Below are 25,955 nucleotides of genomic sequence, written 5' to 3' on the forward strand. Positions count from 1 at the left end.
TTTGGAATTTGTTAGAAATCATATCTGGCAAATTTTAATTGTACTCAATTATATTATAGCTTTATCTGCTGTTGCAACGATTCTGCATAAAAAACTGAATCCTACTAAAGCTTTAAGTTATATTATAGGTTTATTAGCGCTACCATTTTTAGGTTTAATTGTGTATTATCTTTTTGGACAAGAATACAGAAAGACAAAAATTTTCAATAGAAAAAATGTTTTAAACCAATCTGTTGTAAAAAAAATTCAAGACACCTTAGAACTAGATACAAAGACTATTAGTGCAGTTGAAGATTTACTTGATCAAAAATCAAAATTGATTCCGCTACTGTATAATAATGAAAAGTCTAAACTGACCATTAATAATGATGTTACACTAATAAAAAATGGAGATGCTAAATTCAAATTGCTTTTTAAAGATGTCAAAGAAGCTAAGCATCATATTCATCTGGAGTATTTTGTAATAAAAGATGATGAAATTGGCAGTAAGCTTCTTAATTTATTATGCAAAAAGGCAAATGAAGGTATAGAAGTTAGAATGGCAATTGATGATGTAGGTAGTTCTATTTCTTCTAAAATGAAGCAAAAGCTTCAAGATTCTGGTGTTAAAATGAAACCATTTATGCCTGTGTTATTTTCAAAATTCACAGGAAAAATGAACTATCGAGATCATCGCAAAATCGTTGTTATAGATGGTGCAATAGGATATGTAGGAGGAATAAATGTTTCTGATAATTATGTAAATGCTAATAACAAAAGATATTGGAGAGATACGCACATGCGTATTGTGGGTGAAGCTGTAAAATCTTTGCAAATATTATTTTTTACAACATGGGACTTTGTGAGTAATGAAGAATTAAAAATTTCTAAGATTTATTTCCCAGAGCATAATTGTAAGGAAAATATACCACTTCAAATAGCGGCTAGTGGACCAGACACAGATTGGTCTAATATAATGGAAGCCATTTTTGTAGCTATAACCAATGCAGAGAATCATGTCTATATTACAACACCTTATTTTATTCCTAATAGTGAAATTGTTACAGCATTACAAGTAACAGCAAGAAGCAATATAAAGGTTAAAATTATTGTACCAAAAACATCGGACTCTTGGATTGCAGAACACGCAACCAACTCTTATTTAGAGATGCTTTTAGAAGCAGGAGTAGAGGTATACACTTATACCAAAGGGTTTATTCATGCAAAAACAATGGTTGTTGATGGTGTTTTTAGTACAATTGGTACTACCAACATGGACTACAGAAGTTTTAATATTAATTTTGAAGTAAATGCCTTAATATACAATGAAGGCATAAGTGCACAACTCACTAAATTCTTTAATGATGATTTAAACGATTGTGAACAATTAGATTTAAAATCTTGGCAAAAACGTTCTAGACAAACCAAGCTAATAGAGGCTATTGCTCGTCTAATGGCGCCTTTGCTTTAAAAAATTAACGTCTACTTCTTCTATTTTGTCTTGCAGAAGTTGGTTGACCGTATTGTTGTTTTGGTATAACAGCTTTTTTCATTTGTTGCTTCATCATTTTAATTTGTTCAGCAAGCATGTCTCTTTTGTCTAGTTTTTCAGCTTCAGCTAAAAGTTTTTGAGCTTCTGGCTTTCTTCTTTTAGAAAAAGCTATTCCGGCTAAATTTAATTTTGCCATGGCTAAATCATGGTCCATAGAAAGACCTAGATTAATTGCTTTTTTGAAGTAAGCCTCAGCTTCGTTCATATTGGTTTGCGAAACCATAATACCGTTAAGGTAATTTAAATAGCCTTGTTGTTTTTTTACTAAAGCACCTTCTGGATTTTTTATTTTATCTAACCATTTTTTAGCTCCAACAAAATCTTGTTTTCTTAATTTTAAAAAAGCTAGTAAAATCATTTCATTTTTAAAGTATAAGAAAATGAAAATAGTAGAAAGTAAGATATACATTATACCGTTACCTATATAGCCTTCGGTGAATTGATAAATGCCAAAACCTATGATTAAGGCGGCAATAACTAATTTTATATTTTTATTAAACATATGTTTTGTTTGTATTTTCAGATCGCAAAGGTAATAAAAACAAAGAGTTTACCTTCAATGATTTTTTGTTGACTTATAATTTTACCAAAAAGTAGAAAAAAATATTGATTATGCCTGTATTTAATAGAAGTATTATATTTGTTTAGAAGGTAACAAAACAGTCTAACCCTTAGTATTAGCGATTTTACTGCAATAAAGATACTTTCTAAAAAACCAAATAAAATTTTTCTTTTGGCTCTTGCTATAATAAAAACTTGTTGTATATTTGCACGCAGTTTTGAGATAGCTCTCAATCAATTAAAGAAAAATTAGTTTTTAAAAATATAAGACATGCCAAAAAGAACATTTCAACCGTCAAAAAGAAAGAGAAGAAACAAACATGGTTTCAGAGAAAGAATGGCTTCTGTTAACGGAAGAAAAGTTTTAGCACGTAGAAGAGCTAAAGGAAGAAAGAAATTGTCTGTTTCAACTGAATCAAGACATAAAAAATAATGATTAACAATTGTTAATATATTAAGGCGTTACTTAGGTGTAACGCCTTTTTTTATATCCAAGTGATACTTATTTTTGCAACGCTAATTAATTAAAGTTTTTGTTAAAACACTAAATATATATTCTCATGCCAAAAAATAACAGCATAAAATCTATTTTACTTATTGGTTCTGGTCCTATAGTTATTGGGCAAGCCTGTGAATTTGATTACTCTGGTTCTCAAGCTTTACGCTCTTTGCGAGAAGATGGAATAGAAACCATTTTGATTAATTCTAATCCTGCAACAATAATGACTGACCCTACAATGGCAGATCATGTTTATTTGTTGCCGTTAAACACAAAATCATTAATTAAGATTTTAAAAGATCATCCACAAATTGATGCTGTTTTACCAACAATGGGCGGACAAACAGCATTGAATCTTTGTATTGAAGCCGATGAAAAAGGAATTTGGGAAGATTTTAATGTAGATATTATAGGTGTAGATATTGATGCTATTAATATTACAGAAGATAGAGAGAAATTTAGAGAACTAATGTTAAAAATTGGTGTTGGCATGGCACCACAAGCAACTGCAACTTCGTTCTTAAAAGGTAAAGAAATTGCTCAAGAGTTCGGTTTTCCTTTAGTAATTAGAGCGTCTTATACTTTAGGTGGAGCAGGCGCGTCTTTTGTTTTTAAAGAAGATGAATTTGACGAGAAATTAACGCATGGTTTAGAGGTGTCTCCAATTCATGAAGTTATGATTGATAAGGCTTTAATTGGTTGGAAAGAATACGAATTAGAGCTACTTAGAGATAAAAATGATAACGTTGTTATTATATGTACCATAGAAAACATGGATCCTATGGGTATCCACACAGGTGATTCAATTACACTTGCTCCAGCAATGACGTTGTCTGATAAAACACAACAGAAAATGCGAGATATGGCAATTCATATGATGCGTAGTATTGGTGATTTTGCTGGTGGATGTAATGTGCAGTTTGCTGTAAGTCCTGATGATGCCGAAGAAATTATTGCAATTGAAATTAACCCTAGAGTATCGCGTTCTTCAGCATTAGCGAGTAAGGCAACTGGTTATCCTATTGCCAAAATTGCAGCTAAATTGGCTATTGGTTATACTTTAGATGAACTAGATAACCAAATTACAAAATCTACTTCAGCATTATTTGAGCCAACTTTAGATTATGTAGTAGTGAAAATTCCGCGTTGGAATTTTGATAAATTTGAAGGGTCAGACAGAACTTTAGGTCTACAGATGAAGGCTGTAGGAGAGGTGATGTCAATTGGTAGATCATTTCAAGAAGCATTGCACAAAGCAACACAATCTTTAGAAATTAAAAGAAATGGTTTAGGCGCTGATGGTAAAGGATATAAAGATTATGATACCATTATAGAGAAACTTACGTATGCTAGTTGGGATCGTGTATTTGTTATTTATGATGCTATTGCTATAGGAATACCATTAAGCCGAATACACGAAATCACAAAAATTGATATGTGGTTTTTAAAGCAATATGAAGAGTTATTTCAACTTCAAAAAGAAATTTCAACATTTAATATTGACACTATTGAACGCGAATTATTACTAGAGGCAAAGCAAAAAGGTTATGGAGACCGACAAATAGCACATATGCTTGGCTGTTTAGAAAGTGAAGTTCGTAACAAACGTATGGCATATAATATTAATCGTGTATTTAAGCTGGTTGATACTTGCGCAGCAGAATTTAAAGCACAAACACCATACTATTATTCAACCTTTGAGAGTGAAGTAGAAACAGCAGACGGTGAAGTATACGTGCACAATGAAAGTGTTGTTACAGACAAAAAGAAAATCATTGTATTGGGCTCTGGGCCAAACAGAATTGGTCAAGGTATTGAGTTTGATTACTGTTGCGTACATGGCGTTTTAGCAGCCGCAGAATGTGGTTACGAAACTATTATGATTAACTGTAATCCAGAAACGGTCTCTACCGATTTTGATATTGCAGATAAGCTTTATTTTGAACCTGTTTTCTGGGAGCATATTTATGATATCATTCAGCATGAAAAACCAGAAGGTGTTATTGTTCAGTTAGGTGGACAAACAGCATTGAAACTTGCCGAGAAATTAGAAAAATGGGGAGTTAAGATTATGGGAACAAGCTTTAAATCTCTCGATTTAGCAGAAGATAGAGGCAGTTTTTCAAATATTTTAAAGGAGCATAATATTCCTTATCCTGAGTTTGATGTTGCAGAATCTGCTGATGAAGCATTAGCTATTGCAGACGTTTTAGACTTTCCGATTTTAGTAAGACCTTCTTACGTACTTGGTGGTCAAGGGATGAAAATTGTAATTAATAAGCAGGAGTTAGAATCACATGTAATAGATTTATTAAAATCGATTCCAGGTAACAAATTATTATTAGATCATTATTTAGATGGTGCTATTGAGGCAGAAGCAGATGCAATTTGTGATGCAGATGGAAATGTTTATATCATTGGTATCATGGAGCATATAGAACCATGTGGTATTCACTCAGGTGATAGTAATGCAACATTGCCACCATTTAATTTAGGTGAGTTTGTAATGCAACAAATTACAGATCATACGCATACTATTGCAAGAGCCTTAAATACGGTTGGTCTAATTAATATTCAATTCGCTATAAAAGATGATGTTGTTTATATTATTGAAGCCAATCCAAGAGCGTCACGTACAGTTCCTTTTATTGCAAAAGCTTACAAAGAACCTTACGTAAACTATGCAACTAAAGTTATGCTTGGCGAGAAGAAAGTAACTGATTTTAACTTTAATCCACAACTAGAGGGATACGCGATAAAACAACCAGTCTTTTCATTTAATAAATTCCCTAATGTTAATAAACAGTTAGGGCCAGAAATGAAAAGTACAGGAGAAAGTATATTGTTTATAGATAGTTTAAAGGATGATCAATTTTATGATTTATATGCCAGGCGAAAAATGTATTTGAGTAAATAATTGGCATAGTTTTCGATGAATGGTTAATGTTATTATTTAATATTTACTAATTTAGCTAGAAGAAGACCCAAATTGTATGAAAAAAATATTACTCGGATTTTTATCAATAATATCATTTGGTACTATGTATGCAGATGCATTAAGGCATCAAATGAGCGAGATTAATGAATTAAAAGAAAGCATTGAAACTATATATTATTTTGATAGCAATAATGATTTGTTTCAAGATGATAGTTTTAAGATTTCACCAAATCCTTCAAAAGATAAGTTAAATATTAGAATGCCAAAAGCGTCTCAGAATTTAACACTTGAAGTTTATGATGTTTTAGGAAAACGAATTCATAAAAGCACAATTACACAATTAGCAACGTCTATTGATGTTTCTAGCTGGAAAACAGGTGTTTATTTGGTTAAAGTCTCTAATAAAAATGAGACGCAGACTAAACGTTTTATAAAGCAATAAATTTAATAGATAATTATAAAAAAAGCTGTTTATCCCAATAACTATTGGAAGAAACAGCTTTTTTATTTAGGGTCAATTTTTGAAATATTCTTTTTCTGAATATTGACCTATATTTTAAATATTATTCTGAAGGTGTTTTAAAAATGAATATGTTCCGAATTTATGATTCAAATAATTCAATTAAAGCATTTTGCGATTTAATTAATTCAATATGATCTTCTAATTTAAAATCTGAAGAATTAAAACGAGAAGACCTTTTTCTAGATTGTTCTTGTCTGGCAACACTTCTTGCAAATCGTCTAACGCCTTGTATTGAGTCTAAAATTAGGCCAGGTACTTTAGCGTTTTTTCCATCTTCTCCCTTAGCAACCATTGTAAAATAAGAAGAGTTGCAATGCTTAACTAGACCTGTTTGTACGTTCTCAGATTCAACACGCAACCCAATTACCATTGAGGTATTACCTGTATAATTAACCGATGCTTTTAATGTAACTAATTCACCTACTTCAATTGGGTTTAAAAAATCAACCTTATTTACAGAAGCAGTAACGCAATAATTTCTGGAGTGTTTTGAAGCACAAGCAAAAGCGATTTGATCCATTAGATTTAAAATATGACCACCATGTATTTTACCACTAAAATTAGAATGCGATGGTAACATTAACTGGGTAATTGTAACTTGTGAGTCTTTTGCGTATTTATACATGAGTTTTGCTTTAGTTCTGACCTTATAAGCTTATGATTGCGCTAAATTAGGTATTTATTTTGCGTAAATTTAATCTCAGTTTTATTTTTAGTAAGTTCTAATGTATTCCAAATTAAAAAATGATTTTAATAATGATTAATATTGGAATTATAAAAATTACAATTAAGAATTTAAAACAACAGATAAATTAAATAAACGTTATTCGTTTTCTTCTTCAACTTTGGTAATAAAATACTTGGTGTCTCCTAGCCAAAACATCGTTTTATAGCGCTCAAAGTAATAAAGCTTAACAAATTTACCTTGTAATCTATTGAGGTCTTCAATGGCTTTTTTTTCGCCATCTTCAACAGAGAAGGTAAATGTTTGCGCATCAGAAACACCTTGGCTTATTTCGCCCTCCCAAGTTTTAAATAAAACCCCTTTATTACTGAATTTTACAAGTTTTCCTGCTCTTACACCTTCACTATAATGTACAAAATACATGAAACAGAATATGCCAGCACTTAATATTAAAAGGACAATAATAGATTTGATTAAAAATTTCATGAGATTATATTTTTCTATAGTATTAAGCTTTCGCTATTATTTATTTTGAAACTAAAATTTTGAAAACTATTTTATTAATTGTCTTCTTCTTCAGCACGTTTTAAAATGGCTTCAGGAAGCGTTTTTTTAGCTTTAGCACCCATTTTTTTGAGTTTTTCAACGCTAGTAATTAAATTACCTCGTCCGTCAACTAGCTTGTTCATAGCAGATGAATAATCGGATTTGGCAGCATCAATCTTTTTTCCTACACCTGTTAAATCTTTTACTAAGCCTTCAAATTTATCATAAAGTGCACCAGCTTGTCTAGCAATTTCAATAGCGTTTTGTTGTTGTTTCTCATTATTCCACATACTATCAATAGTGCGTAATGTCGCTAAAAGGGTAGAAGGCGTTACAATAACAATATTCTTTTCAAATGCTTTATTGTAAATAGAGTTATCCTCATTAACTACTATTGCAAAAGCGGGTTCTATAGGTATAAATAGAAGTACAAAATCTGGCGATTCTATATCATATAAATCTTGATAATTCTTTTCAGAAAGTTGGTCAACATGTCTTTTAATAGAATTGACATGTGCTTTAAGGAAAGTTGATTTGTCATTGTCATCATCTGCATTAACCAAACGCTCGTAATCGGTTAAAGATACCTTAGAATCTATAATCATCTTTTTATTACCAGGTAAATTTAAAACGACATCTGGTAAAACTCTAGAACCATTTTCTAAAGTAAAACTTTGCTGCACAAAATACTCTCTATCTTTTTCTAAGCCCGATTTTTCTAAAACACGCTCTAAAACTAATTCGCCCCAATTACCTTGCATTTTACTATCGCCTTTTAAAGCTCTTGTAAGGTTTGTCGCTTCTTTTGTCATTTGTTGATTAAGATCTTTTAAACCAAGTAATTGTTCTTTTAATGCAGAATGCATACTTATGCTTTCCTTTTGTGTATCATCTACTTTTTTCTCAAAAGTTTTTATTTTCTCTTCAAGCGGGTTTAAAATGCTTTTTATGTTTTCTTTATTCTGAAGCGTAAATTTTTCAGATTTTTCTTCTAAGATTTTTGAAGCCATTAACTCAAAATCTTTTCGAAGTTGAATTTGTTGTCGTTCTAATTCTGCATCACGTTTAAGGTTTTGCTGTTGTAAATTTTCAAACTCAGTATTTCGTCTTGATAACTCTGTGCTTAAAAAATCTTTTTCTTTTCTTATGTTTTCGCGTTCAGACTCTGTTTTAGATATATTTTCTTTTAATTCTAATAATTGCTGATTAAAATATTGGTCTTGCTTTTTGTTTTCAGCTTCAGAAAATTGTTTGAATTCGTTGAATTGTTGTTGCAAGTTAGCATTACGCTCTTCAAGTGTACTTTTGTCACTTTTACTTTTAAGTTGGGCAAATTTGAGACCAATAAAAGTACCAATTCCGGCAGAACTAATAATGGCTATAAAGAGAATAAGTGTATCGTTCATTTTAGAAATAGAAATTTAACCAAAGGTAATTGTTTTGTTAATTAGAGCGAAACTAAGCTTCTATATTTCTCAACAGATTATGAAGTTATAATATTTTAATAAGATTGTTTTATTTGGATACTCTAAAACTCCCAGTTTTATTATCAAAAGAAATTAAATCCTTCGGAAAAAGAGTTTCAAAAACGCCATCTGAAATTAAATTACAGGGTTGGTCGCAAATTACCTCATTCTTTTGCATCACAATCATAGTGTCACAAAGTTGAATAGCCAAATCAATTTCGTGAGAAGAAAAGAGAATAGTTTTACCCGTTTCTTTAGTTAATTTTTGAAGTAATTTTAAAATATATGCTTTGTGGTACATATCTAAATGCGAAGTAGGTTCGTCTAAAGCAATTATTGCTGTGTCTTGCGCTAAGGCACGCGCTATCATAACTTTTTGTAACTGACCATCACTAAGTTCGTAACATCTTTTTTCTTTTAATTCTAAAATGTTAACTAATTCTAGAGCATTATTTATAATGGTTAAATCATTTTCGGACAAACTTCCAATCCAATTAGTGTAAGGATGTCTACCTAAGGCTATCAGCTCAAAAACAGAAAGATTTTTAGATAATAACGGCTCTGTTAAAACAATACTTAATTGTTTAGCAAGATCTATTGTAGATGTTGCATCTAAGTCTTTGTTGTTTATTTGTATAGAACCAAATAGGCTTGGCTGCACTTTAATTAAAGTTCTTAAAAGGGTTGATTTTCCTATACCATTAGCACCAACTAAGCCTATGAGCTGTCCTTTTTTTAATTCAAAATTAATATTAGAAGCAATAATAGTCTCAATCTTTTTGGTTTTATAACCAATAGAAAGTTGATGTGCTTTTAATATGGTATTATTTTTATTATTGGCCACTAATGCATTTTAGTTACTTGTAATATTATTATCATGACAAATACTAATGTAATGAATTGCTAGTACAATTTGAATATTTTTATTGGATAAATCAAAGTCTAGTTTATTATCATTTAAATAATTTAACATAGAAAAATGACTGAAATTTCCGGATTTTACAGTTTTATTATAGTAATCATTTATCCTAGAATTGTATCTGGTGTTTTTAGCTAAAAACTGAAGATATTTGCCTTTTTCCTTAGGTATTAAATACTCATAGGATGCAGAGTTGCGTTTGCTAGGTTTATGAGTTTTAGATTCCCAAATTTCATTAAACGTATCTTCATTTACAGTTTTAAACAATTCATCTATTTTTTTTGGTTTTATAGATGAAAAGCCACTAGATTCTAATTTATACATTTCATTTCTAAATTTAAAATGAAAATTATCATCATTTAGCTGCATGATATCCTTAATAAAAAAGGATCTAATAGTTTCAAGGTCTTTGATTTCGTCTTCAACAAAGATAGACTTAAGTTCGTTAGTAGGTTCGTAAGATTTACATCCCATTATCATAGTTAATGATAATGCAATAATTAAGGGTTTAACAGTGTCAATCTTACAAAAACTTAGGGGAGTTTTTGAATTCATGTTTTACATAGTTTAAAACATTATTTTCCGCTGTTTTATTAATAGCCAAATTACTACTGGTGCTCCAACTAACGCAGTAATAGCATTTATTGGTAGGGTATAGTCACTAGCAGGAACTTGAGCAATACTATCACAAATAAGCATTACTATAGCACCAAACAAAAATACAGCAGGCAATAATATTTTATGATTTGAGGTTTTAAAAATTTGCCTAGTTAAATGAGGAATCGCTAAGCCTATAAACGCTATAGGTCCAGCAAAAGCTGTAACGGTTCCAGCAATTAAACTGGTGGCTAATATAATAACGAATCTGCTAGAATTCAAAGATAATCCTAGACTTTTTGCGTAGTTGTCGCCTAATTGCATAACATTCAGTTTTTTAACTGAGGCTATGCTTAGAGTGATGCCTATGGCATAAATTCCGAAGAAAATTAGCAATTCTTCCCATGATAAATTGCTTAAACTACCAAATCCCCAAAATATATATTGTTGTAATTGTTCTGCAGAACTAAAATAAGAAAGCACACTCACAACGGCAGCAGTAATGCTTCCAAACATTAAACCAATAATTAAAATAGCCATTGTGTCTCTCACTTTACTAGATACTACCAAAACTGCTAATAAAACTAAAAAGCTACCTAAACTAGCAGCAATTACAATACTCCATTTTGAAATTAGTATGGTTGCAAATGCACCTCCAAATAGACCAGCTCCTAAAATTACGATAGCTACACCTAAACTTGCACCAGAACTAATACCTAAAACAAAAGGTCCTGCAAGTGGATTTCTAAATAAAGTTTGCATCAATAACCCGGAAATGCCTAAACCAGAACCTACCATAACGGCAGTAAATGCTTTGGGTAGTCTATATTCTGAAATAATGATTTGCCACGTTTCATTCTCTACTGTTCCAAAAAAACTTTGAAAAATTGAAGATAAAGGAATACTAACTGAACCTAAACTAATATTTACGACAAAGCAGAATAGTAAAATAACTAAAAGTGATATAAATGAATATGTATGGTTGGTTTTCATGTTTTATTTGCCATGTTGAGGAAGGCAGAATTTGTATTTAAAAAAGAGACTTCAAATACATAACGTTTTTTATTTTACTCTAAATGACAATAAGTTATTTTAATTTTTCAAAAAAATAAGGTTGATAATCTTCTAACAATTCAGGATGTGCAATTTTAATTAAGTCTTTTAATACAATATCTGGTCTGGCTGTTCCTAATTCATAATACAAAATACCTCCTGTTTTTCCTTTTTTATTTGCGAAGGTATAAATGTTTTTTTGTTTAAAGGCTTCAAAATTTGTGTAAAGTGTGTTCCCTTTTTCTAACTGTTCTAAACTGCTATAATAAGATGGACTTAGCCATAAATCTGCCTTTTGGGCTTTGTCTAAAACGACTTCAAAACTCAGTGCTAAACTACCGTTTCCTTTAGTTTCACTCCAAAGGTAATTAACATTGGCATCTTTTAAAAATTGGGCTTCTGCACTTAAGCCGTTTGGTAAGTGCCAAACATCTTTTTGCATTGCTCCACTTAAAACGGTTGGCTTATTTTTTGCGCTTACAGCAATTTCTTTAGCTCCGAGATATTCTTTTTCTATGTTTTTAAAAATGGAGTCCGCTTCTTTTTCTTTATTAAACAAAGCTCCGAAAAATTTAATCCATTCTGCTTTTGCAAGTGCGGATGGTTCTACCCAATCACCATTATAAATTACCGGAATGCCTGCTTTTTTTATGGTTTCAAATGTTTTGTTTACACCATCTACACCAAAACCTATTACTACATTAGGGTTTATCTCAAGTAAAACTTCGGTATTAATTCCTTCGTTTTTTCCGAGCTCTCTCACTTTTTGGTTATCTATTAATTTTCTAGTTTTCTCAGAAGATATATAATCAGTTCCTGGGAAACCAATAAGCGTTTCCTCAACTCCCAATAATTCTAGAGCAGGTATATGTGTTGTAGATGTTACTACGGTTTTAGAAATAGGAGTAATTATAACACCATCATAATCACTTTTGTTGTAAGAAGATATTGCAGCCTGTTCTTTTGATAGTAGTAAATAAGTGTATTTTTTATCTGCCTTTGGCCAAGGTTTAGTGATTTCAATAATTTTACGGTTATTGTACTCTGTAATTTTCAGTCCTTCAGCATATTGCAATGCCAATTCTTTACCTTCACTTAAATCTGGAAAGTCGTTTTTAGTTTCATTTTTACATGCAGTAATAACTATAAATAGTATGAAAATCCTTATATATTTCATTGGTAACATTTGTAACTTATTAATTGTAACATTATCTTTAATTTTGATAAAAATTCTACCATGAGAGGCGATTCAAATTTAACACTATATATTGTTGCAGGTATTATTATTGCCCATTTTTTAATTGGATTCATTTACCTTATCTACAAAATGAATAAAAAAAAATGATAAAAATCAGCTTTCAACTGTAATTAAAAGTCTAGTTTTGCCGCAGATTTAGGTTCGACTATAATTAAATAAAAGTCGATTAAAAGGGAATCTGGTGAGATAATTATAATCAAGTCCAGAACTGTTCCCGCAACTGTAAGTTTTATACTGAATTTGTTTCAGTATCTCTTTTAAAAGTTATTATTTACTTCAAATACCACTGGCTATTGCTGGGAAGGTGAAATAATAAAAAACGAGTCAGGAGACCTGCCTATTTTAAACTTTAAAGTAAACTTTCGGGATAAAAGTTAAGGCAGTATGATACGTATATTATTCTTTGTTTTATTACTATGTTGTTATAGCGTTGCTAAAGCGCAAACGTCTATTGACTCTATTCAGCGATTGGATGAAGTTGTGTTGAGCGATGTAAAACTTAAGCGCTACAATGAAGGTTACAAACTCACTGTACTCAATGATTCTATTCTTAGAAAAAATGGTAATTCATTAACGGATGTTCTTCGGTTTAATTCTAATATTTACTTTAAAGAAAATGGTTATGGTATGGTTTCTTCAGCGTCGTTTAGAGGAACTAATGCTTCGCAAACTGCTGTAATTTGGAATGGCATTAATATTAATTCTCAACTTAATGGACAGGTTGATTTTAATACCATATCTACAGCAAATTATAATAATATTAGTATAAGAAGTGGAGGAGGAAGTGTGCAATATGGTAGTGGTGCCATTGGTGGAACTGTACATCTTTCTAATGATTCTGACTTTACTAAGCACATAAATCATAGACTACAATTGGGTTATGGCAGTTTTGAAACTGAAAATGCTAGTTATAATGTTTCCTTTGGTAATAATAATTGGTCTGGTAATGCAGGTGTTTCTTATGTGAATACTGAAAATGATTATCGAATTCTTGGTACAGATGAAAAAAATGAAAATGGAGCTTTTAATAATTTAGACCTTAATCTAAACTTAGGTTATGTTTTATCTCAAAAGGATGTTCTAAAAGTTTACCATCAGAATTTTAGAAGCGATAGAGCATTTTCTTCAACCTTATTAGCGCCTTCTAATAGTAAATATGAAACTGAAGATTACCGTAGCATGTTAGAATGGGCTCATGTTGGAGATAATTTTACGTCGAGTTTAAAAGCGGTACATTTATTAGAACAATTTAAATATTTTGAAAACAAAGATTTAAATAACTACTCTAAAGGTCAGGCAAAAACATGGTTAGTAAAGCATCATTATAAGCGTAATGTGTCTAAAAACATGGCATTAAGTGTTATTACAGATTACAGTTATATTACGGCTGAAGGAAATAGTTATGTAGATCCAAAACGAAATGCTTTTTCTGCTACTGCCATATTAAATCATCAATTTTCATCAAAATTTAGATACAACCTAAATGTTAGAAAAGATGTGATTTCAGATTTTAAAAGTCCTTTAGTTTTTGCAGGAGATTTAAGTTACAAATTAGGAGAACCTTATACATTAAAGTTTAATGCTTCTAAAAACTTTAGAGTGCCAACATTTAATGATTTGTATTGGAATCCTGGTGGAAATTTAGACTTAGAACCAGAAGAGTCTTTTCAATTTGATTTAGGTCACCAATTTAAAATATTAAAATCGATACAATTAAAACTGAACACCTTTTACATTGAAACTTCAGACCTTATTCAATGGCGACCAAATGCTGAAACCAACTATTGGAATCCTGTTAATATTGCTAATGCTAAGCATTATGGTTTAGAAGTAGAACTTGGTTATTTAAAACAAATACATGCGCATTACTTTAATTTAGTAGCAGCGTATTCTTATACAGAAACTGAAGATGTAGAAAAAAATCAGCCGTTGTATTATGTGCCGCTTCATAAAGGGAATACTGCTTTATCATACAATTTTAAATCATTTACCGCTTATTACCAACACTTGTTTACAGGTGAAGTAGATATTATTGGTGGTTCATTAAATGGTTATGATGTTGGTAATTTAGGCTGTTCTTATGAGCTAAATGCCACCGGAAAATTAAATTACATCCTAGATTTAAAAGTAAATAACATTTATAACACTTACTACGAAAACGTAGCATTGCGTCCAATGCCAAACAGAAATTTCAATATTCAATTAACACTTAAATTTTAAAACAAAATGATTTCAAAAAAACTAGCCTTATTATTTTTATCAATGACATTACTATTAACATCTTGTAATAATGATGACGATGATACAACCACTGAATCTTTAGGAGATTACGATAACGGATTATTGATTACAAATGAAGGTAATTTTGGGCAAGGTAACGCATCAATAACGTTTGCCTCTTATGATTTATCAGTTGTAGAAAACAACGTTTTCAATGCGGTAAATTCTAGAGCATTAGGAGATACTGCTCAAAGTATTACATTTAATGGAGACTTGGCCTATATTGTTTTAAATGTATCTAATTCTATTGAGGTAGTAAACAGATATACTTTACAATCTGTTGCAACTATTAATACAGTATTAAATAACCCAAGACATATTGCCTTTGCAAATGGGAAAGGTTATGTTACAAATTGGGGAGATGGCGGTGTTGCTACTGATGATTTTTTAGCGATAATAGATGCATCTACTAATACAATTGAAACACAAACAATTTCCGTTGATGAAGGTCCAGAAAAAGTTATAGCAAATGGAAATACAGTTTACGTAGCGCATCAAGGTGGTTATGGTCAAAATAATATTGTTTCAGTAATTAATGCTGCTACGGATGCTGTCTCTACAACGGTAACGGTAGGAGATGTGCCAAACTCTTTAAGATTAGATTCTAATGGAGATTTATGGGTTTTAGCTGGTGGAACACCATCTTGGACAGGTAATGAAACTGGCGGAAAATTATCTAAAATAGATGGTAGTGATTATAGCGTAACTTCTATTGACTTTGCAGGTACTGAACATCCAAGCTTTTTAGCACTAGAGAACGGAACACTTTATTACTACTTATCTGGTAGCGTTTATAAAATGGATGCGGATGATACAGCATTACCGACAACGGCAGAACTTAATGGATTAAATTTCTACGGAATGGAAGTTAAAGACAATGTTTTATATGGTGTTGATGCTATAGATTATACAAGTAATGGTATGATTTTATCATATAGCTTATCTTCTAATGAAGAAACAAATTTTGCGACTACAGGTATTATTCCAGGAGGTGTGTATTTTAATTAAAAATATAACTTTTAATCAAAAAGACCGCTTTTACATTTGTAAGAGCGGTCTTTTTATTTTTTATTGATTAAACAGTTTAAATTTTGAAGCACGATTATCAACCATGTCAAACACTAAAGGATTATTAGAATTTTGATTTCCTATATGTTTAAGAGGTTGTTGGCTGTTAGTTTCTGCTCTACTTAGACCAGTAATGTCCGCAATAGCCATAGCTAATAAAGGTTCGTCTATATCACTTAATTGTCCTAGGTTTTCAAATAATTCACCAATTTCAAATCCATTAGTTGGTGAAATTCCGTCGTAATATTGTGAGAAACCATCAGCGTTTTCAGACTCATAAATTAATGGCTGTAATGCGTAATTATGGTTAATGTTTACATTAGAGCGTGTAAAGTCTGGAGAATCATATATAGTAATTGATGCTTGTGGTTTACCTCTAGTTGTTGTTCCTATTTGTACAATATCAATATAAGGAGTAAGGCAATTTATAACAAGTTCACTGGCAGAAGCACTACTAGCAGAAGTAATAATATAAACTTTATTTAGGTTTAAACTATTAATAGACTGCTGATAAATAATATCATTATCCGTATTTCGTTTAATCATGGTATCTACAAATGTATTTGTGATGGCATCAAGATTATTTGCTTCAAAATTAGATTGAATTTCATTATTCCATTTTTCTTTAAAAAACAACTCACCAGTATATTGACCTGTAATCATTGAAGACAACCAAATTGCTGTGCTTACACTTCCTCCGCCATTATAACGTAAATCTAAAACCAAATCTGAAATGCCTTCAGCATCAAATTCACCAAAAACGGTATTAAGTTCGTCTAAGTTTGCGTCTGCAATTCTAAAATTATTATACATTAAATAACCAATTTTATGGCTTTCAACATTAAGTACGTTATGTGTTAAAATAGGATTTTCAGTATATGCAGATTTGGTAAGTGTTATTGCTTCATTATTAGTTGAAATGATATCATCATTAAATACGCCTGGTGTACCATTATTATCGTAATCGGCTAGATTAATGGTATATGTAGTTGCAGAGGTTAAATTAATATAGTTGTCTGCTGTTAAAACCGTACCATCAATGCTATTAAAAATCATGCCTCTTGTTACACCTTTTGTTTCGGCATCTGTATTTGGCATAACGTACCTCACATAGCCAATTATATCTTCATTCGCATTAGGTATTCTTACCAAACCATAAGCCATACCATTGTTTAATGATGTGCCTTGTAATAATTGTTCTAATTCAAAATAATTAGAATAAATTCTGCTAAATTCATCAACTGTATCAGGCTCATAGAGTAAAGATTCAAATAAATTTTCTGGAGAATCAAATCCATTTAAATAATTTTGATATTGCTCAGTGGTTTCAAAATTATCATTTCCTAATTCTGTAATTAAATCTTTATAGACATACACGGCATTCATCCCTTTCCAAACAAAATCATTAAGCTCTAATGTGCTGGAAGGAATAATATTATCATCTAAATCATCAAAGCAACTTGTTACCGAAAAAAGCACAATACAATTGAGTAGTAACATCTTAAATTTTCTCATCATTTTTTTTCTTTTTTTTAATAGCAATTCTTTACATATACCTGTAAAACTCTAAATTTACTTACAATATTATAAAAATCATAAAATCTTTGTAACAAAAGATAAAGTGACTCGTCGTAATATTGAAAGCGAGTAAAAAGGCTTTTACCAACCAACCAAAAAAAGTAATGAAGCAGGCAGATTTTGTAAATATCGTTATGCCTTTTAAGGATAAAGTATTTCGTTTAGCAAAGCGACTACTAGTTTCTAGGGAAGAAGCTGAGGATGCTACGCAAGAAATACTGTTGAAATTGTGGAAGAATAATAAAAAAATTGAAGACTATAAAAATGTAGAAGCGTTTTCAATGACCATGACAAAGAATTTTTGTTTAGATCGACTAAAATCGAAACAAGCGCAGAATTTAAAAATTGTTCACAGTAATTATACGGATGGTAATACATCTTTACAAAAGCAAGTAGAAGCAAAAGATAGTGTGGATTGGGTTTCTAAAATAATGGAAGACCTACCAGAACAACAAAAAATAATAGTGCAACTAAGAGATATTGAAGAATACGATTTTGCAGAAATAGCTAAAATGCTAGACATGAATGAGACTGCAATACGCGTCAACTTATCTAGAGCACGAAAAACAATAAGAGAAAAATTAACTAATACACATGGATATGGTATTAAATAATATAGAAAAACTAATAGAAAAGTATAACAATGCGGAAACTACGCTTACAGAAGAAGCGCAATTAAAAGCGTACTTCTTAAGTGATGATGTAGCACCACATTTAGAACATTACAAACCAATGTTTCAATACTTTTTAGAATCAAAAAAAGAGCAGTACACCAAAGACGTTCCATTAAACTCTAAGAAAACAAAATTGTATCAATGGATTTCTGTCGCAGCTGTGGCTGTTTTAATGCTTGGTTTGGTTGTGCCAACCTTTATTGGTCCGTCTGAACAAGAGAAACGAGAAGCTCTTATGGCTTATAACCAAACGATGGAAGCTTTAAGTTTAGTTTCGATTGGTATGAATGAAGGCAAACAACAACTTAATTCACTGGTTTTGGTTTCTAATAATTTTAATCATGGAATTGAAGAAGCTGGGAAATTAAGTGAATTTACAAAAACAACAAATAGAATTTTTAAAAACAAGTAACACACACAAAAATTAAGAAATTATGAAAAATTTGAAAAATTTTCACGAATACAAAAAAAATAAAAGTACCATGAGTAAAAAATTAATTGTAATACTCGCAATCATAGTTGCACCTTTTACGTCTAGTGCACAAAGTATCTTTGATAAATACGAAGATATGTCAGAGGTTGTATCAGTAATTGTTAATGAGAAAATGTTTAGTATGATTGCAAGTATTGATGTAGATATGGACGATCCTGAAGCTCAACAATACATGGATATGGTTAAAAAAATTACTGGGCTCAAAGTGTTTACAACTGGTGATGCTAAAGTTTCGGCAGATATGAAAGCTACGGTAGAGAAATATTTAAAATCATCTGATTTAGAAGAATTAATGCGCATTAAAGATGGTGAACAAACGGTTAAGTTTTATGTAAAAGAAGGTAAAGATGAAAACCATGTTAAAGAGCTTTTAATGTTTGTTAGTGGACTTAAAGATTTAACCAAAGATCAGAATATAGAAATTAATGGTAAAAAGCGCGAATTTGAAACTGTTTTATTGTCTTTAACAGGTGAAATAGATTTAAGACAAATCTCAAAAATTACGAATCAAATGGATATTCCAGGAGGTGAGCAGTTAAAAAAAGCTGGTGAAAATAAAGAATAATATTATGATACAATCAATCAAAAAATCAATAGTAGTGTTGCTTCTTGTTACAGCTTTTACAAGCTGTAATCAAGGACCAACATTGCAAACTTACTACGTAGATAATGAGCAAAAACCAGGTTTTGTGTCGTTTGATATACCAACAAGTTTGCTTAATCTAGAAAATGCCGAATTGACCGACGAGCAAAAAGAAGCTTATGAATCTGTAGATAAGTTAAATGTATTAACCTATATGGAAGCTGATACTGAAGCGGCCGACTATAAACTTGAGTTAGAAAAGGTAAAAACCATATTAAAGAATCCGGATTATGAAGAATTAATGCGTGGAGGGAATTCTACAGATGGTAAGTTTGTAATTAAATATTTAGGTGATGTTGAGAATATAGACGAACTCGTCATTTTTGGAAGTGCTAATGACAAAGGGTTTTTAATAGCAAGAATTTTAGGCGATAATATGAATGCAGGACAACTAATGTCGCTATCATCTGTTTTAGAAAAGGCAAATTATGATGATGCACAACTTGGTAAACTCAAAGAATTTTTTAAATAAAGAAATTTAAATAAACTGACTTTTATTTAAATGTTAATGTGAATCGTCTTGAAGCTTGTCTTCAGGACGATTTTTTTTTCGTTCATTCTTTATCGCAAAGTATATCGCAACAGCTAATAAGCTACCAAAACAAATAAATGTTAGTATTTGTATAATAACGTAATTAAGGACATTAAACGTACCAGCTATAAAAAAGCCAACGGCAAGCAGCCCTACAAAAGTTAATGAAATACTATCTTTAGTTTCAGGTATATACTTCACAGCGTATTATTATTATTAAATGCCTGTATAATTACTAGGTGTAATTGCCTTTAGTTCAGCTTTAATAGCCTCTGAAACCTCTAAGGTATCAATAAAATTTGAAATAGAACTTTGTGTAATCGCTTCGTTTGTTCTTGTTAAACCTTTTAAAGCTTCATAAGGGTTTGGGTAACTTTCGCGTCTTAAAATCGTCTGAATTGCTTCTGCAACAACAGCCCAATTGTTTTCTAAGTCTTGCGCAAATTTTGGTTCATTTAGTAATAACTTACCTAAACCTTTAATTGTAGATTTAAATCCAATTATTGTATGTCCAAACGGAACACCAACATTTCTCAATACTGTACTATCCGTTAAATCACGTTGCAATCTAGATATTGGTAATTTTGCAGAAAGATGCTCAAAAATAGCGTTTGCTATACCTAAGTTTCCTTCACTGTTTTCAAAATCAATAGGATTTACCTTATGTGGCATTGCAGAACTGCCTACTTCACCAGCTTTAATTTTCTGTTTAAAATAATCCATAGAAACATATGTCCATATATCTCTATCTAAATCTATTATAATAGTATTAATGCGTTTTAAGCCATCAAATAAGGCAGCAGCATGATCGTAATGTTCTATTTGAGTTGTCGGAAAAGAATGCTGTAAGCCTAGTTTTTCTTGAACAAATTTTGTCCCAAATGCCTTCCAGTCTATATTAGGATAAGCAACTTTGTGAGCGTTAAAATTTCCTGTTGCACCACCAAATTTTGCAGCACTTGGTACATCATTTAGTAAATTAAATTGTTCCCTCATTCTCACCGCAAAAACACTAATTTCTTTACCTAAACGTGTAGGTGAAGCTGGCTGACCATGTGTTCTTGCTAGCATTGGTATTGCTTCCCAATCTTTAGCTAAGCCTTCAATTTTTTCTAAAAGCTCAAAATACTCAGGCACATAAACATCATTCATAGCATCCTTAATACTTAAAGGAATGGCTGTGTTATTAATGTCTTGAGATGTTAATCCAAAGTGAATAAACTCTTTATAAGCAGACAATTCTAAAGCGTCAAATTTCTCTTTAATAAAGTATTCAACAGCCTTTACATCATGGTTTGTTACTTTTTCAATCTCTTTAATAGCAGTAGCATCTTCAGCTGTAAAGTTTTTATAGATGTTTCTTAATGCTTCAAATAGTGAATGGTCAACAGACTCTAGTTGAGGTAATGGTATTTCACAAAGTGCAATAAAATATTCTATTTCTACTAAAACACGGTATTTAATCAGTGCTTCTTCAGAAAAATAGTCTTTTAATTTTTCTACTTTAGATCTATATCTTCCATCGATTGGAGAAATTGCATTAAGAGGTGAAAGTGCCATTTTTAGTTGATTTTTTAGAAGCATCAAATATAATAAAGTTAGTTGGAAGAATGAATTATTCTTTGACCTTTAGCGCTTAGCTTTTTGCTTCAAATTCTATAATTCTAGAAAGTAGAAACTATTTTTTAATTTTCTTCAAAATTTGTCTGGCTCTAGCTTTAAATGCTGCACTTTGAAACTGAAAATCGCGTTCTAAAATGAGCGTTAATTCGGGATATATCCAATCGTATTCTTGCCCTATTAAATAAAGACTTACCATACTATAAGCTTTTGCAGCTACTTTTTCATCATTAATCATCCAATCAAAACAAGCTTCTATAATTTTTTCTTTGTGTTTTTCGGTAAGATGAGTTTTTAATAAATGGTCTTCTTTACCGTAGTATGCTTTGGTAATATATTCGCACACTTTAGAAACTGGTCTTACGGCAGAATCTAAATAAACGCTATGCATATGTTCTGTAAATGTATCTAAAAACGGTATTATTGCTTCTAGTTTTTCGCCACACATAAACTCAAAAACCCAAGCTGCTCTGCAAGAAATTTTATCATCAATATCAAAAAGAATTTCTAGAAGTGGCGTAACTAATTCCGGATTGTCAATAACCATATTCGCGTATTTCAATCGATTCTCTCGCGAATGGTTTACATAGTTTAATTCTTTGTAGAGTTCTGCTTTGGTCAAAAGAAAATGATTATTTTAGAGCTCTAAAATTAATAAAAAATGAAGATTATAAAGAAAATAGCACTCTTACTTTTAGTTGTATTTATAATTGCTCAGTTTTTTGGACCTGACAAAAATGAAGGTGATATTGCGTCTGTAGAAGCATTTTATACAGATACTAATCCGCCAGAAGAGGTAAAAATAATTCTTGAAAACGCATGTAATGATTGCCACAGTGATAATACGCGTTATCCTTGGTACAATAATATTACGCCTGTTAATTATTGGTTAGCAGACCATGTTAAGCATGGAAAAAAGCATTTTAATATTTCTAAATGGAATGACTATAGCGATAAGAAAAAAGACCATAAACTCGATGAGTTAATTGAAATGGTAGAAGAAAAGGAAATGCCATTAGATAGTTATACATGGACGCATGGTGAAGCAGAATTATCGCAAGATCAAATTGATGCTGTGATTGCTTGGGCAAAAAATGTGCGTTTAAAATATGCGTTTTTAGAGGAAGCTCAATAAACACATTGCCTCAGTTTATAAATCCCAAATTCCAAAATCAGTCTTATTGGAGTTTGGGATTTTAGTTTTATCAATTATAATTTGTTATGAAAAAGAAGTTACTCGTTATTGGTTTTGTTTGGCCAGAGCCTAAAAGTTCTGCAGCTGGTAGCAGAATGTTGCAGTTAGTTGCGCAATTTCAAAATCAAGGTTATGCGGTGACGTTTGCTTCGGCAGCAAAGACGTCTAATAATACGTTTGATTTAAGCAGTATTAATGTTGCAACACAACCTATACTTTTAAACGATTCTTCTTTTGATGTATTTATAAAAGACCTCAATCCAGATGCTGTGTTGTTTGATCGCTTTATGACCGAAGAACAATATGGATGGCGTGTTGCAGAGCAATGTTCTGATGCATTAAGGTTATTAGATACTGAAGATTTTCACGGCTTAAGAAAGGCTAGGGAAGTAGCTTTAAAACAAAATGAATCTGTTTCTATCTCACATTTGCAAAATGAGATTACCAAACGCGAAATTGCAAGTATTTACCGTTGCGATTTAAGTCTAATGATTTCTGAAGCTGAAATTGAAATTTTAACTAAACAATTTAAAATAGATAGAGGCTTATTGTATTATCTGCCATTTTTGTTAGAACCAATGCAACAAAAAACTATTAATCAATTACCAACTTTTGAAGCAAGACAACACTTTGTAACCATCGGTAATTTTTTGCATGCACCAAATTACGATGCTGTTTTGTACCTAAAGAAATCCATTTGGCCATTGATAAGAAAACAATTGCCCAAAGCCGAATTACATATTTATGGTGCTTACGAATCTCAGAAAGTAACCCAACTCAACAATAAAAAAGAAGGCTTTTTAATTAAGGGATTTGCAGAAGATGTTAATGAAGTGATGCAAAACGCAAAAGTATGTTTGGCATCGTTGCGTTTTGGTGCAGGACTAAAAGGTAAACTTGCAGATGCCATTGAAAATGGAACTCCATGTGTAATGACAACAATTGCAGCAGAAGGCCTATTTGGTGATTTAGAAACAAATGGTTTTATAGAAGACCAACCAGAGGTTTTTGCTGAAAAAGCGGTTTTACTTTATAATGCTACTAACATCTGGAAACAAAAGCAACAAAACGGTTTTAATATTTTGAAACAACGGTTTAATCGATTAGATTTTGAAACTGAGTTTGCTATTCATATAAATGGACTTTCTACAAACCTAAAATCTCATCGCGAACAGAATTTTATTGGTCAATTGTTGATGCATCAAACAATGCAGAGTACAAAGTATATGAGTAAGTGGATTGCCGCTAAGAATGGATGATTTTTTTGGACTTTTGTTTAACGGTTTTGTGTATGGTTTGTTGTGTTGTTTTAGCAACTAATTTGGTAAACAATCACCTAATAAAAAATCCGCGAGGATTTTCGTAAGTAGGCTAGAACTAGCAATAAATTATATACGGTGTTGGCAATAGTTTTTGTTTTAAAACCTGAATAGTGTGCAGTTTTCTTTAGTCGAAACGGTTATTTAGCAAGTTATTAAATAAATATTATCCTGTCAAAATCATTATTTTGACACGTTCAGTCAATTTATTGAAAGCCCTAGTCAGTTAAAATACTTATATTTTTTCTAGTTTTGATTCGTACAATAATAATCATAAATATTTCAACCATGCTTAAAAACAAAAAGAACATTAAAGTAATGAAATTAGCAGCCATAACCATGTTATTTATCAACGTTCAAGGTTGTGGTGAAAATGTGAATAAATCTGATGAAAAAGATGGCTCAGTAACAGCACTTTCTCTTAACGGCAAAGAAGAATCCCACATTCACGATAATTCCACGCATTCACACACTAGTAAAAGAATAGTAAAACCAGAAGATGCTCAACAATTGTGGATATTTCCAGAGAGCAAAGACAAGCTTGGGTCTGGAGGATTACTTAAAATTTATATGGATCCTGAAAGCCACCCTGATGCCTCTTCAGGTTTTTCAAAATACGAGTTAGGTGTAGGTGGAGCCTTACCAGAGCACAAGCATAATAAAACGGAAGAGATTGCTTATTTTATTTCAGGAACAGGTATCGTTATAAATTATGAGAACGATGAGCGTAAAGAAACAATTGTTAAAGAAGGCTATGTATGGTATACGGCACCTGGAGAATGGCATTCTTTCCAGAATACTGGTAATGAACCTTTAAAACTGGTTTTTGCTACTGTTCCAAATGCTAAACATGGTTTGTTGAATTTTTTCAAAAAAGTAGGAGTAGAACCGGGAATGGAATCATCTAATACCTTAAGCGCAGAGGAATTCGCTAAATTAGCATCTGACAACGACCTTATTTTAAAACCTATAAAAATCGATTAGAAAGTTGATATTTATCTAGTTAAAAAACAGTTTAATATAGTCTAAGATGTTTCTAATAAGTTGATTTCTTAAAAAAAGTGTATTTTACAAAATAAAAAATTGACTTAAAAATAATGGGTAACGGTTACGACATAGCAAAAAACACGCCTACGTTCAAAAAAATTGAAGTGTCGTCACTTATGTTTTCGGAGTATAGATGTACGGAGGAAAAATCCATATTCACGACTTGGAACCATCTAAATTATTTTATTTATGTACTAGAGGGTAAAAAGAAATGGCGAACGCTGGAACATAGTTATATGGTTCATGTAAATGAGGTACTTTTTGTTAAAAAGGGAGCAAATATTATTGAGAAGTATTTTGACTCGGATTTTTGCGCCATAGTAATCTTTATTCCCGATTCTTATGTCAAGGATTTTATGTCACAAAAACCTGAAATAGGTGCCAGTCATAAAAGTAATCTTCAAAGTGATAGTGCAATTCCGCTGAAAATGGATAGAACGTTAAGTACTTATTTTACTTCAATGTTAGATTATTTTTTTAATGAAGAAAAGCCTTCAAAATATTTGATGGAAATTAAATTTCAGGAGTTGTTGGTCAATATTTTGTCACTGCCTTATAACCCTGAAATAGGGAGCTATTTTAAACAGATAGCCCAAGAAGTTAAACTATCGGTTAAAAACATAATGGAATCCAATTTTGTTTATAATTTATCATTAGAAGAATTTGCAAGACTATCGCACAGAAGTTTAAGTACTTTTAATCGCGACTTTTATAGTGCTTATGGAACATCACCAGGAAAATGGCTTACTAAAAAAAGACTCCTTCATGCGAAACGATTATTGGAGAATACCAATCAAAAAGTATACGAGGTGGCTTTTGATAGTGGTTTTGAGAGTCCTGCCCATTTTGCAAGAGTATTCAAGAACGAGAATGGAATTACTCCTTTAAAATATCAAAAAGCACAACTGTCTGTTTAAGCGATATCATAGA

General features: G+C 31.3%; 26 protein-coding genes and 1 riboswitch. Of the genes, 14 read left to right on the forward strand and 12 right to left on the reverse strand.

Going from position 1 to position 25,955, the window contains the following annotated elements; all coding sequences use genetic code 11:
- The first annotated feature begins 1 nt into the window (after position 1).
- Positions 2–1,450 (forward strand): cardiolipin synthase, encoded by a 1,449-nt coding sequence (gene cls, locus HNV10_RS12205; protein WP_173301666.1) that lies wholly within the window; start codon positions 2–4, stop codon positions 1,448–1,450.
- A gap of 4 nt (positions 1,451–1,454) precedes the next feature.
- Here the strand turns inward: cls and HNV10_RS12210 are convergent, their stop codons facing one another.
- Complete coding sequence (locus HNV10_RS12210; RefSeq protein WP_173301667.1) at positions 1,455–2,033, reverse strand: DUF2892 domain-containing protein; 579 nt, start codon at positions 2,031–2,033, stop codon at positions 1,455–1,457.
- 330 nt (positions 2,034–2,363) lie between these two features.
- Here HNV10_RS12210 and rpmH point away from each other — a divergent pair, with 330 nt between their 5' ends.
- From rpmH to HNV10_RS12225, 3 genes are all read left to right on the forward strand, one after another.
- Positions 2,364–2,525 carry a 50S ribosomal protein L34 gene (rpmH, locus tag HNV10_RS12215; RefSeq protein ID WP_115818167.1) on the forward strand — a complete coding sequence of 54 codons (162 nt, stop codon included), beginning with the start codon at positions 2,364–2,366 and terminating at the stop codon, positions 2,523–2,525.
- 127 nt (positions 2,526–2,652) lie between these two features.
- On the forward strand, positions 2,653–5,508 hold the full coding sequence (carB, locus tag HNV10_RS12220; protein ID WP_173301668.1) for a carbamoyl-phosphate synthase large subunit: 2,856 nt from the start codon (positions 2,653–2,655) through the stop codon (positions 5,506–5,508).
- Positions 5,509–5,584: 76 nt separating this feature from the next.
- Positions 5,585–5,971 carry a T9SS type A sorting domain-containing protein gene (locus HNV10_RS12225; RefSeq protein ID WP_173301669.1) on the forward strand — a complete coding sequence of 129 codons (387 nt, stop codon included), beginning with the start codon at positions 5,585–5,587 and terminating at the stop codon, positions 5,969–5,971.
- Positions 5,972–6,131: 160 nt separating this feature from the next.
- Here the strand turns inward: HNV10_RS12225 and HNV10_RS12230 are convergent, their stop codons facing one another.
- The 7 genes from HNV10_RS12230 to HNV10_RS12260 all read right to left on the reverse strand — a co-directional run bounded on the left by HNV10_RS12230 (position 6,132) and on the right by HNV10_RS12260 (position 12,495).
- Entirely contained in the window at positions 6,132–6,677 is a 546-nt protein-coding gene (locus tag HNV10_RS12230) for an acyl-CoA thioesterase (protein ID WP_173301670.1), read from the reverse strand.
- A 198-nt stretch (positions 6,678–6,875) separates the two neighbouring features.
- Entirely contained in the window at positions 6,876–7,223 is a 348-nt protein-coding gene (locus HNV10_RS12235; RefSeq protein WP_173301671.1) for a 6-phosphogluconate dehydrogenase, read from the reverse strand.
- Positions 7,224–7,297: 74 nt separating this feature from the next.
- Positions 7,298–8,689 carry a DNA recombination protein RmuC gene (gene rmuC, locus HNV10_RS12240; protein WP_173301672.1) on the reverse strand — a complete coding sequence of 464 codons (1,392 nt, stop codon included), beginning with the start codon at positions 8,687–8,689 and terminating at the stop codon, positions 7,298–7,300.
- A gap of 109 nt (positions 8,690–8,798) precedes the next feature.
- Positions 8,799–9,593: an ABC transporter ATP-binding protein gene (locus HNV10_RS12245; protein ID WP_173301673.1), complete on the reverse strand. Its 795-nt coding sequence runs from the start codon at positions 9,591–9,593 to the stop codon at positions 8,799–8,801.
- A gap of 9 nt (positions 9,594–9,602) precedes the next feature.
- Positions 9,603–10,223 (reverse strand): hypothetical protein, encoded by a 621-nt coding sequence (locus HNV10_RS12250; RefSeq protein WP_173301674.1) that lies wholly within the window; start codon positions 10,221–10,223, stop codon positions 9,603–9,605.
- Positions 10,224–10,235: 12 nt separating this feature from the next.
- The gene (locus HNV10_RS12255; protein ID WP_173301675.1) at positions 10,236–11,258 is read right to left on the reverse strand and encodes a FecCD family ABC transporter permease; all 1,023 of its coding nucleotides are present in this window, start codon (positions 11,256–11,258) and stop codon (positions 10,236–10,238) included.
- Between the two features lie 94 nt (positions 11,259–11,352).
- The gene (locus HNV10_RS12260; RefSeq protein ID WP_173301676.1) at positions 11,353–12,495 is read right to left on the reverse strand and encodes an ABC transporter substrate-binding protein; all 1,143 of its coding nucleotides are present in this window, start codon (positions 12,493–12,495) and stop codon (positions 11,353–11,355) included.
- Positions 12,496–12,696: 201 nt separating this feature from the next.
- Positions 12,697–12,931: riboswitch (cobalamin riboswitch) on the forward strand.
- A gap of 29 nt (positions 12,932–12,960) precedes the next feature.
- Here HNV10_RS12260 and HNV10_RS12265 point away from each other — a divergent pair.
- Both HNV10_RS12265 and HNV10_RS12270 read left to right on the forward strand, forming a co-directional pair.
- Positions 12,961–14,796, forward strand: coding sequence for a TonB-dependent receptor plug domain-containing protein (locus HNV10_RS12265; protein WP_173301677.1), 1,836 nt, complete (start codon positions 12,961–12,963; stop codon positions 14,794–14,796).
- Positions 14,797–14,802: 6 nt separating this feature from the next.
- Positions 14,803–15,864 (forward strand): YncE family protein, encoded by a 1,062-nt coding sequence (locus HNV10_RS12270; protein ID WP_173301678.1) that lies wholly within the window; start codon positions 14,803–14,805, stop codon positions 15,862–15,864.
- A gap of 60 nt (positions 15,865–15,924) precedes the next feature.
- On the opposite strand, the gene HNV10_RS12275 is transcribed toward HNV10_RS12270, so the two are convergent.
- The gene (locus HNV10_RS12275) at positions 15,925–17,439 is read right to left on the reverse strand and encodes a S41 family peptidase (RefSeq protein WP_173301679.1); all 1,515 of its coding nucleotides are present in this window, start codon (positions 17,437–17,439) and stop codon (positions 15,925–15,927) included.
- 167 nt (positions 17,440–17,606) lie between these two features.
- Here HNV10_RS12275 and HNV10_RS12280 point away from each other — a divergent pair, with 167 nt between their 5' ends.
- The 4 genes from HNV10_RS12280 (at position 17,607) to HNV10_RS12295 (ending at position 19,784) form a co-directional block, all read left to right on the forward strand.
- A complete protein-coding gene (locus HNV10_RS12280) occupies positions 17,607–18,116 on the forward strand; it encodes an RNA polymerase sigma factor (RefSeq protein ID WP_173301680.1) in 510 nt (169 codons plus the stop codon).
- Positions 18,097–18,588, forward strand: coding sequence for a hypothetical protein (locus HNV10_RS12285; protein WP_241695506.1), 492 nt, complete (start codon positions 18,097–18,099; stop codon positions 18,586–18,588). Before HNV10_RS12280 ends, HNV10_RS12285 begins: the two co-directional genes overlap by 20 nt.
- 70 nt (positions 18,589–18,658) lie before the next feature.
- Positions 18,659–19,234 (forward strand): DUF4252 domain-containing protein, encoded by a 576-nt coding sequence (locus tag HNV10_RS12290; protein WP_173301681.1) that lies wholly within the window; start codon positions 18,659–18,661, stop codon positions 19,232–19,234.
- 4 nt (positions 19,235–19,238) lie between these two features.
- Positions 19,239–19,784 (forward strand): DUF4252 domain-containing protein, encoded by a 546-nt coding sequence (locus HNV10_RS12295; RefSeq protein WP_173301682.1) that lies wholly within the window; start codon positions 19,239–19,241, stop codon positions 19,782–19,784.
- A 33-nt stretch (positions 19,785–19,817) separates the two neighbouring features.
- On the opposite strand, the gene HNV10_RS12300 is transcribed toward HNV10_RS12295, so the two are convergent.
- From HNV10_RS12300 to HNV10_RS12310, 3 genes are all read right to left on the reverse strand, one after another.
- On the reverse strand, positions 19,818–20,045 hold the full coding sequence (locus HNV10_RS12300; protein ID WP_173301683.1) for a hypothetical protein: 228 nt from the start codon (positions 20,043–20,045) through the stop codon (positions 19,818–19,820).
- Positions 20,046–20,060: 15 nt separating this feature from the next.
- Positions 20,061–21,404 carry an adenylosuccinate lyase gene (gene purB, locus HNV10_RS12305; protein ID WP_173301684.1) on the reverse strand — a complete coding sequence of 448 codons (1,344 nt, stop codon included), beginning with the start codon at positions 21,402–21,404 and terminating at the stop codon, positions 20,061–20,063.
- Between the two features lie 118 nt (positions 21,405–21,522).
- The gene (locus tag HNV10_RS12310) at positions 21,523–22,086 is read right to left on the reverse strand and encodes an adenylosuccinate lyase (RefSeq protein ID WP_173301685.1); all 564 of its coding nucleotides are present in this window, start codon (positions 22,084–22,086) and stop codon (positions 21,523–21,525) included.
- A 39-nt stretch (positions 22,087–22,125) separates the two neighbouring features.
- Here HNV10_RS12310 and HNV10_RS12315 point away from each other — a divergent pair, with 39 nt between their 5' ends.
- The 4 genes from HNV10_RS12315 to HNV10_RS12330 all read left to right on the forward strand — a co-directional run bounded on the left by HNV10_RS12315 (position 22,126) and on the right by HNV10_RS12330 (position 25,942).
- On the forward strand, positions 22,126–22,599 hold the full coding sequence (locus tag HNV10_RS12315; RefSeq protein ID WP_173301686.1) for a heme-binding domain-containing protein: 474 nt from the start codon (positions 22,126–22,128) through the stop codon (positions 22,597–22,599).
- Positions 22,600–22,685: 86 nt separating this feature from the next.
- On the forward strand, positions 22,686–23,918 hold the full coding sequence (locus tag HNV10_RS12320; protein WP_173301687.1) for a glycosyltransferase: 1,233 nt from the start codon (positions 22,686–22,688) through the stop codon (positions 23,916–23,918).
- Between the two features lie 348 nt (positions 23,919–24,266).
- Complete coding sequence (locus HNV10_RS12325) at positions 24,267–24,962, forward strand: cupin domain-containing protein (RefSeq protein ID WP_173301688.1); 696 nt, start codon at positions 24,267–24,269, stop codon at positions 24,960–24,962.
- Positions 24,963–25,075: 113 nt separating this feature from the next.
- Complete coding sequence (locus tag HNV10_RS12330) at positions 25,076–25,942, forward strand: helix-turn-helix domain-containing protein (RefSeq protein WP_173301689.1); 867 nt, start codon at positions 25,076–25,078, stop codon at positions 25,940–25,942.
- Positions 25,943–25,955 lie beyond the last annotated feature (13 nt).

Source organism: Winogradskyella litoriviva (assembly GCF_013249065.1).
Classification (GTDB): Bacteria; Bacteroidota; Bacteroidia; order Flavobacteriales; family Flavobacteriaceae; genus Winogradskyella; species Winogradskyella litoriviva.

What these genes read in the sequence shown, in the direction of transcription:
- HNV10_RS12210 (WP_173301667.1), bottom strand. Translation starts at nt 2,033, where the DNA reads ATGTTTAATAAAAATATAAAATTAGTTATTGCCGCCTTAATCATAGGT.
- rpmH (WP_115818167.1), top strand. Translation starts at nt 2,364, where the DNA reads ATGCCAAAAAGAACATTTCAACCGTCAAAAAGAAAGAGAAGAAACAAA.
- carB (WP_173301668.1), top strand. Translation starts at nt 2,653, where the DNA reads ATGCCAAAAAATAACAGCATAAAATCTATTTTACTTATTGGTTCTGGT.
- HNV10_RS12225 (WP_173301669.1), top strand. Translation starts at nt 5,585, where the DNA reads ATGAAAAAAATATTACTCGGATTTTTATCAATAATATCATTTGGTACT.
- HNV10_RS12230 (WP_173301670.1), bottom strand. Translation starts at nt 6,677, where the DNA reads ATGTATAAATACGCAAAAGACTCACAAGTTACAATTACCCAGTTAATG.
- HNV10_RS12235 (WP_173301671.1), bottom strand. Translation starts at nt 7,223, where the DNA reads ATGAAATTTTTAATCAAATCTATTATTGTCCTTTTAATATTAAGTGCT.
- rmuC (WP_173301672.1), bottom strand. Translation starts at nt 8,689, where the DNA reads ATGAACGATACACTTATTCTCTTTATAGCCATTATTAGTTCTGCCGGA.
- HNV10_RS12250 (WP_173301674.1), bottom strand. Translation starts at nt 10,223, where the DNA reads ATGAATTCAAAAACTCCCCTAAGTTTTTGTAAGATTGACACTGTTAAA.
- HNV10_RS12255 (WP_173301675.1), bottom strand. Translation starts at nt 11,258, where the DNA reads ATGAAAACCAACCATACATATTCATTTATATCACTTTTAGTTATTTTA.
- HNV10_RS12260 (WP_173301676.1), bottom strand. Translation starts at nt 12,495, where the DNA reads ATGAAATATATAAGGATTTTCATACTATTTATAGTTATTACTGCATGT.
- HNV10_RS12265 (WP_173301677.1), top strand. Translation starts at nt 12,961, where the DNA reads ATGATACGTATATTATTCTTTGTTTTATTACTATGTTGTTATAGCGTT.
- HNV10_RS12270 (WP_173301678.1), top strand. Translation starts at nt 14,803, where the DNA reads ATGATTTCAAAAAAACTAGCCTTATTATTTTTATCAATGACATTACTA.
- HNV10_RS12275 (WP_173301679.1), bottom strand. Translation starts at nt 17,439, where the DNA reads ATGAGAAAATTTAAGATGTTACTACTCAATTGTATTGTGCTTTTTTCG.
- HNV10_RS12280 (WP_173301680.1), top strand. Translation starts at nt 17,607, where the DNA reads ATGAAGCAGGCAGATTTTGTAAATATCGTTATGCCTTTTAAGGATAAA.
- HNV10_RS12285 (WP_241695506.1), top strand. Translation starts at nt 18,097, where the DNA reads ATGGATATGGTATTAAATAATATAGAAAAACTAATAGAAAAGTATAAC.
- HNV10_RS12290 (WP_173301681.1), top strand. Translation starts at nt 18,659, where the DNA reads ATGAGTAAAAAATTAATTGTAATACTCGCAATCATAGTTGCACCTTTT.
- HNV10_RS12295 (WP_173301682.1), top strand. Translation starts at nt 19,239, where the DNA reads ATGATACAATCAATCAAAAAATCAATAGTAGTGTTGCTTCTTGTTACA.
- purB (WP_173301684.1), bottom strand. Translation starts at nt 21,404, where the DNA reads ATGGCACTTTCACCTCTTAATGCAATTTCTCCAATCGATGGAAGATAT.
- HNV10_RS12315 (WP_173301686.1), top strand. Translation starts at nt 22,126, where the DNA reads ATGAAGATTATAAAGAAAATAGCACTCTTACTTTTAGTTGTATTTATA.
- HNV10_RS12320 (WP_173301687.1), top strand. Translation starts at nt 22,686, where the DNA reads ATGAAAAAGAAGTTACTCGTTATTGGTTTTGTTTGGCCAGAGCCTAAA.
- HNV10_RS12325 (WP_173301688.1), top strand. Translation starts at nt 24,267, where the DNA reads ATGCTTAAAAACAAAAAGAACATTAAAGTAATGAAATTAGCAGCCATA.
- HNV10_RS12330 (WP_173301689.1), top strand. Translation starts at nt 25,076, where the DNA reads ATGGGTAACGGTTACGACATAGCAAAAAACACGCCTACGTTCAAAAAA.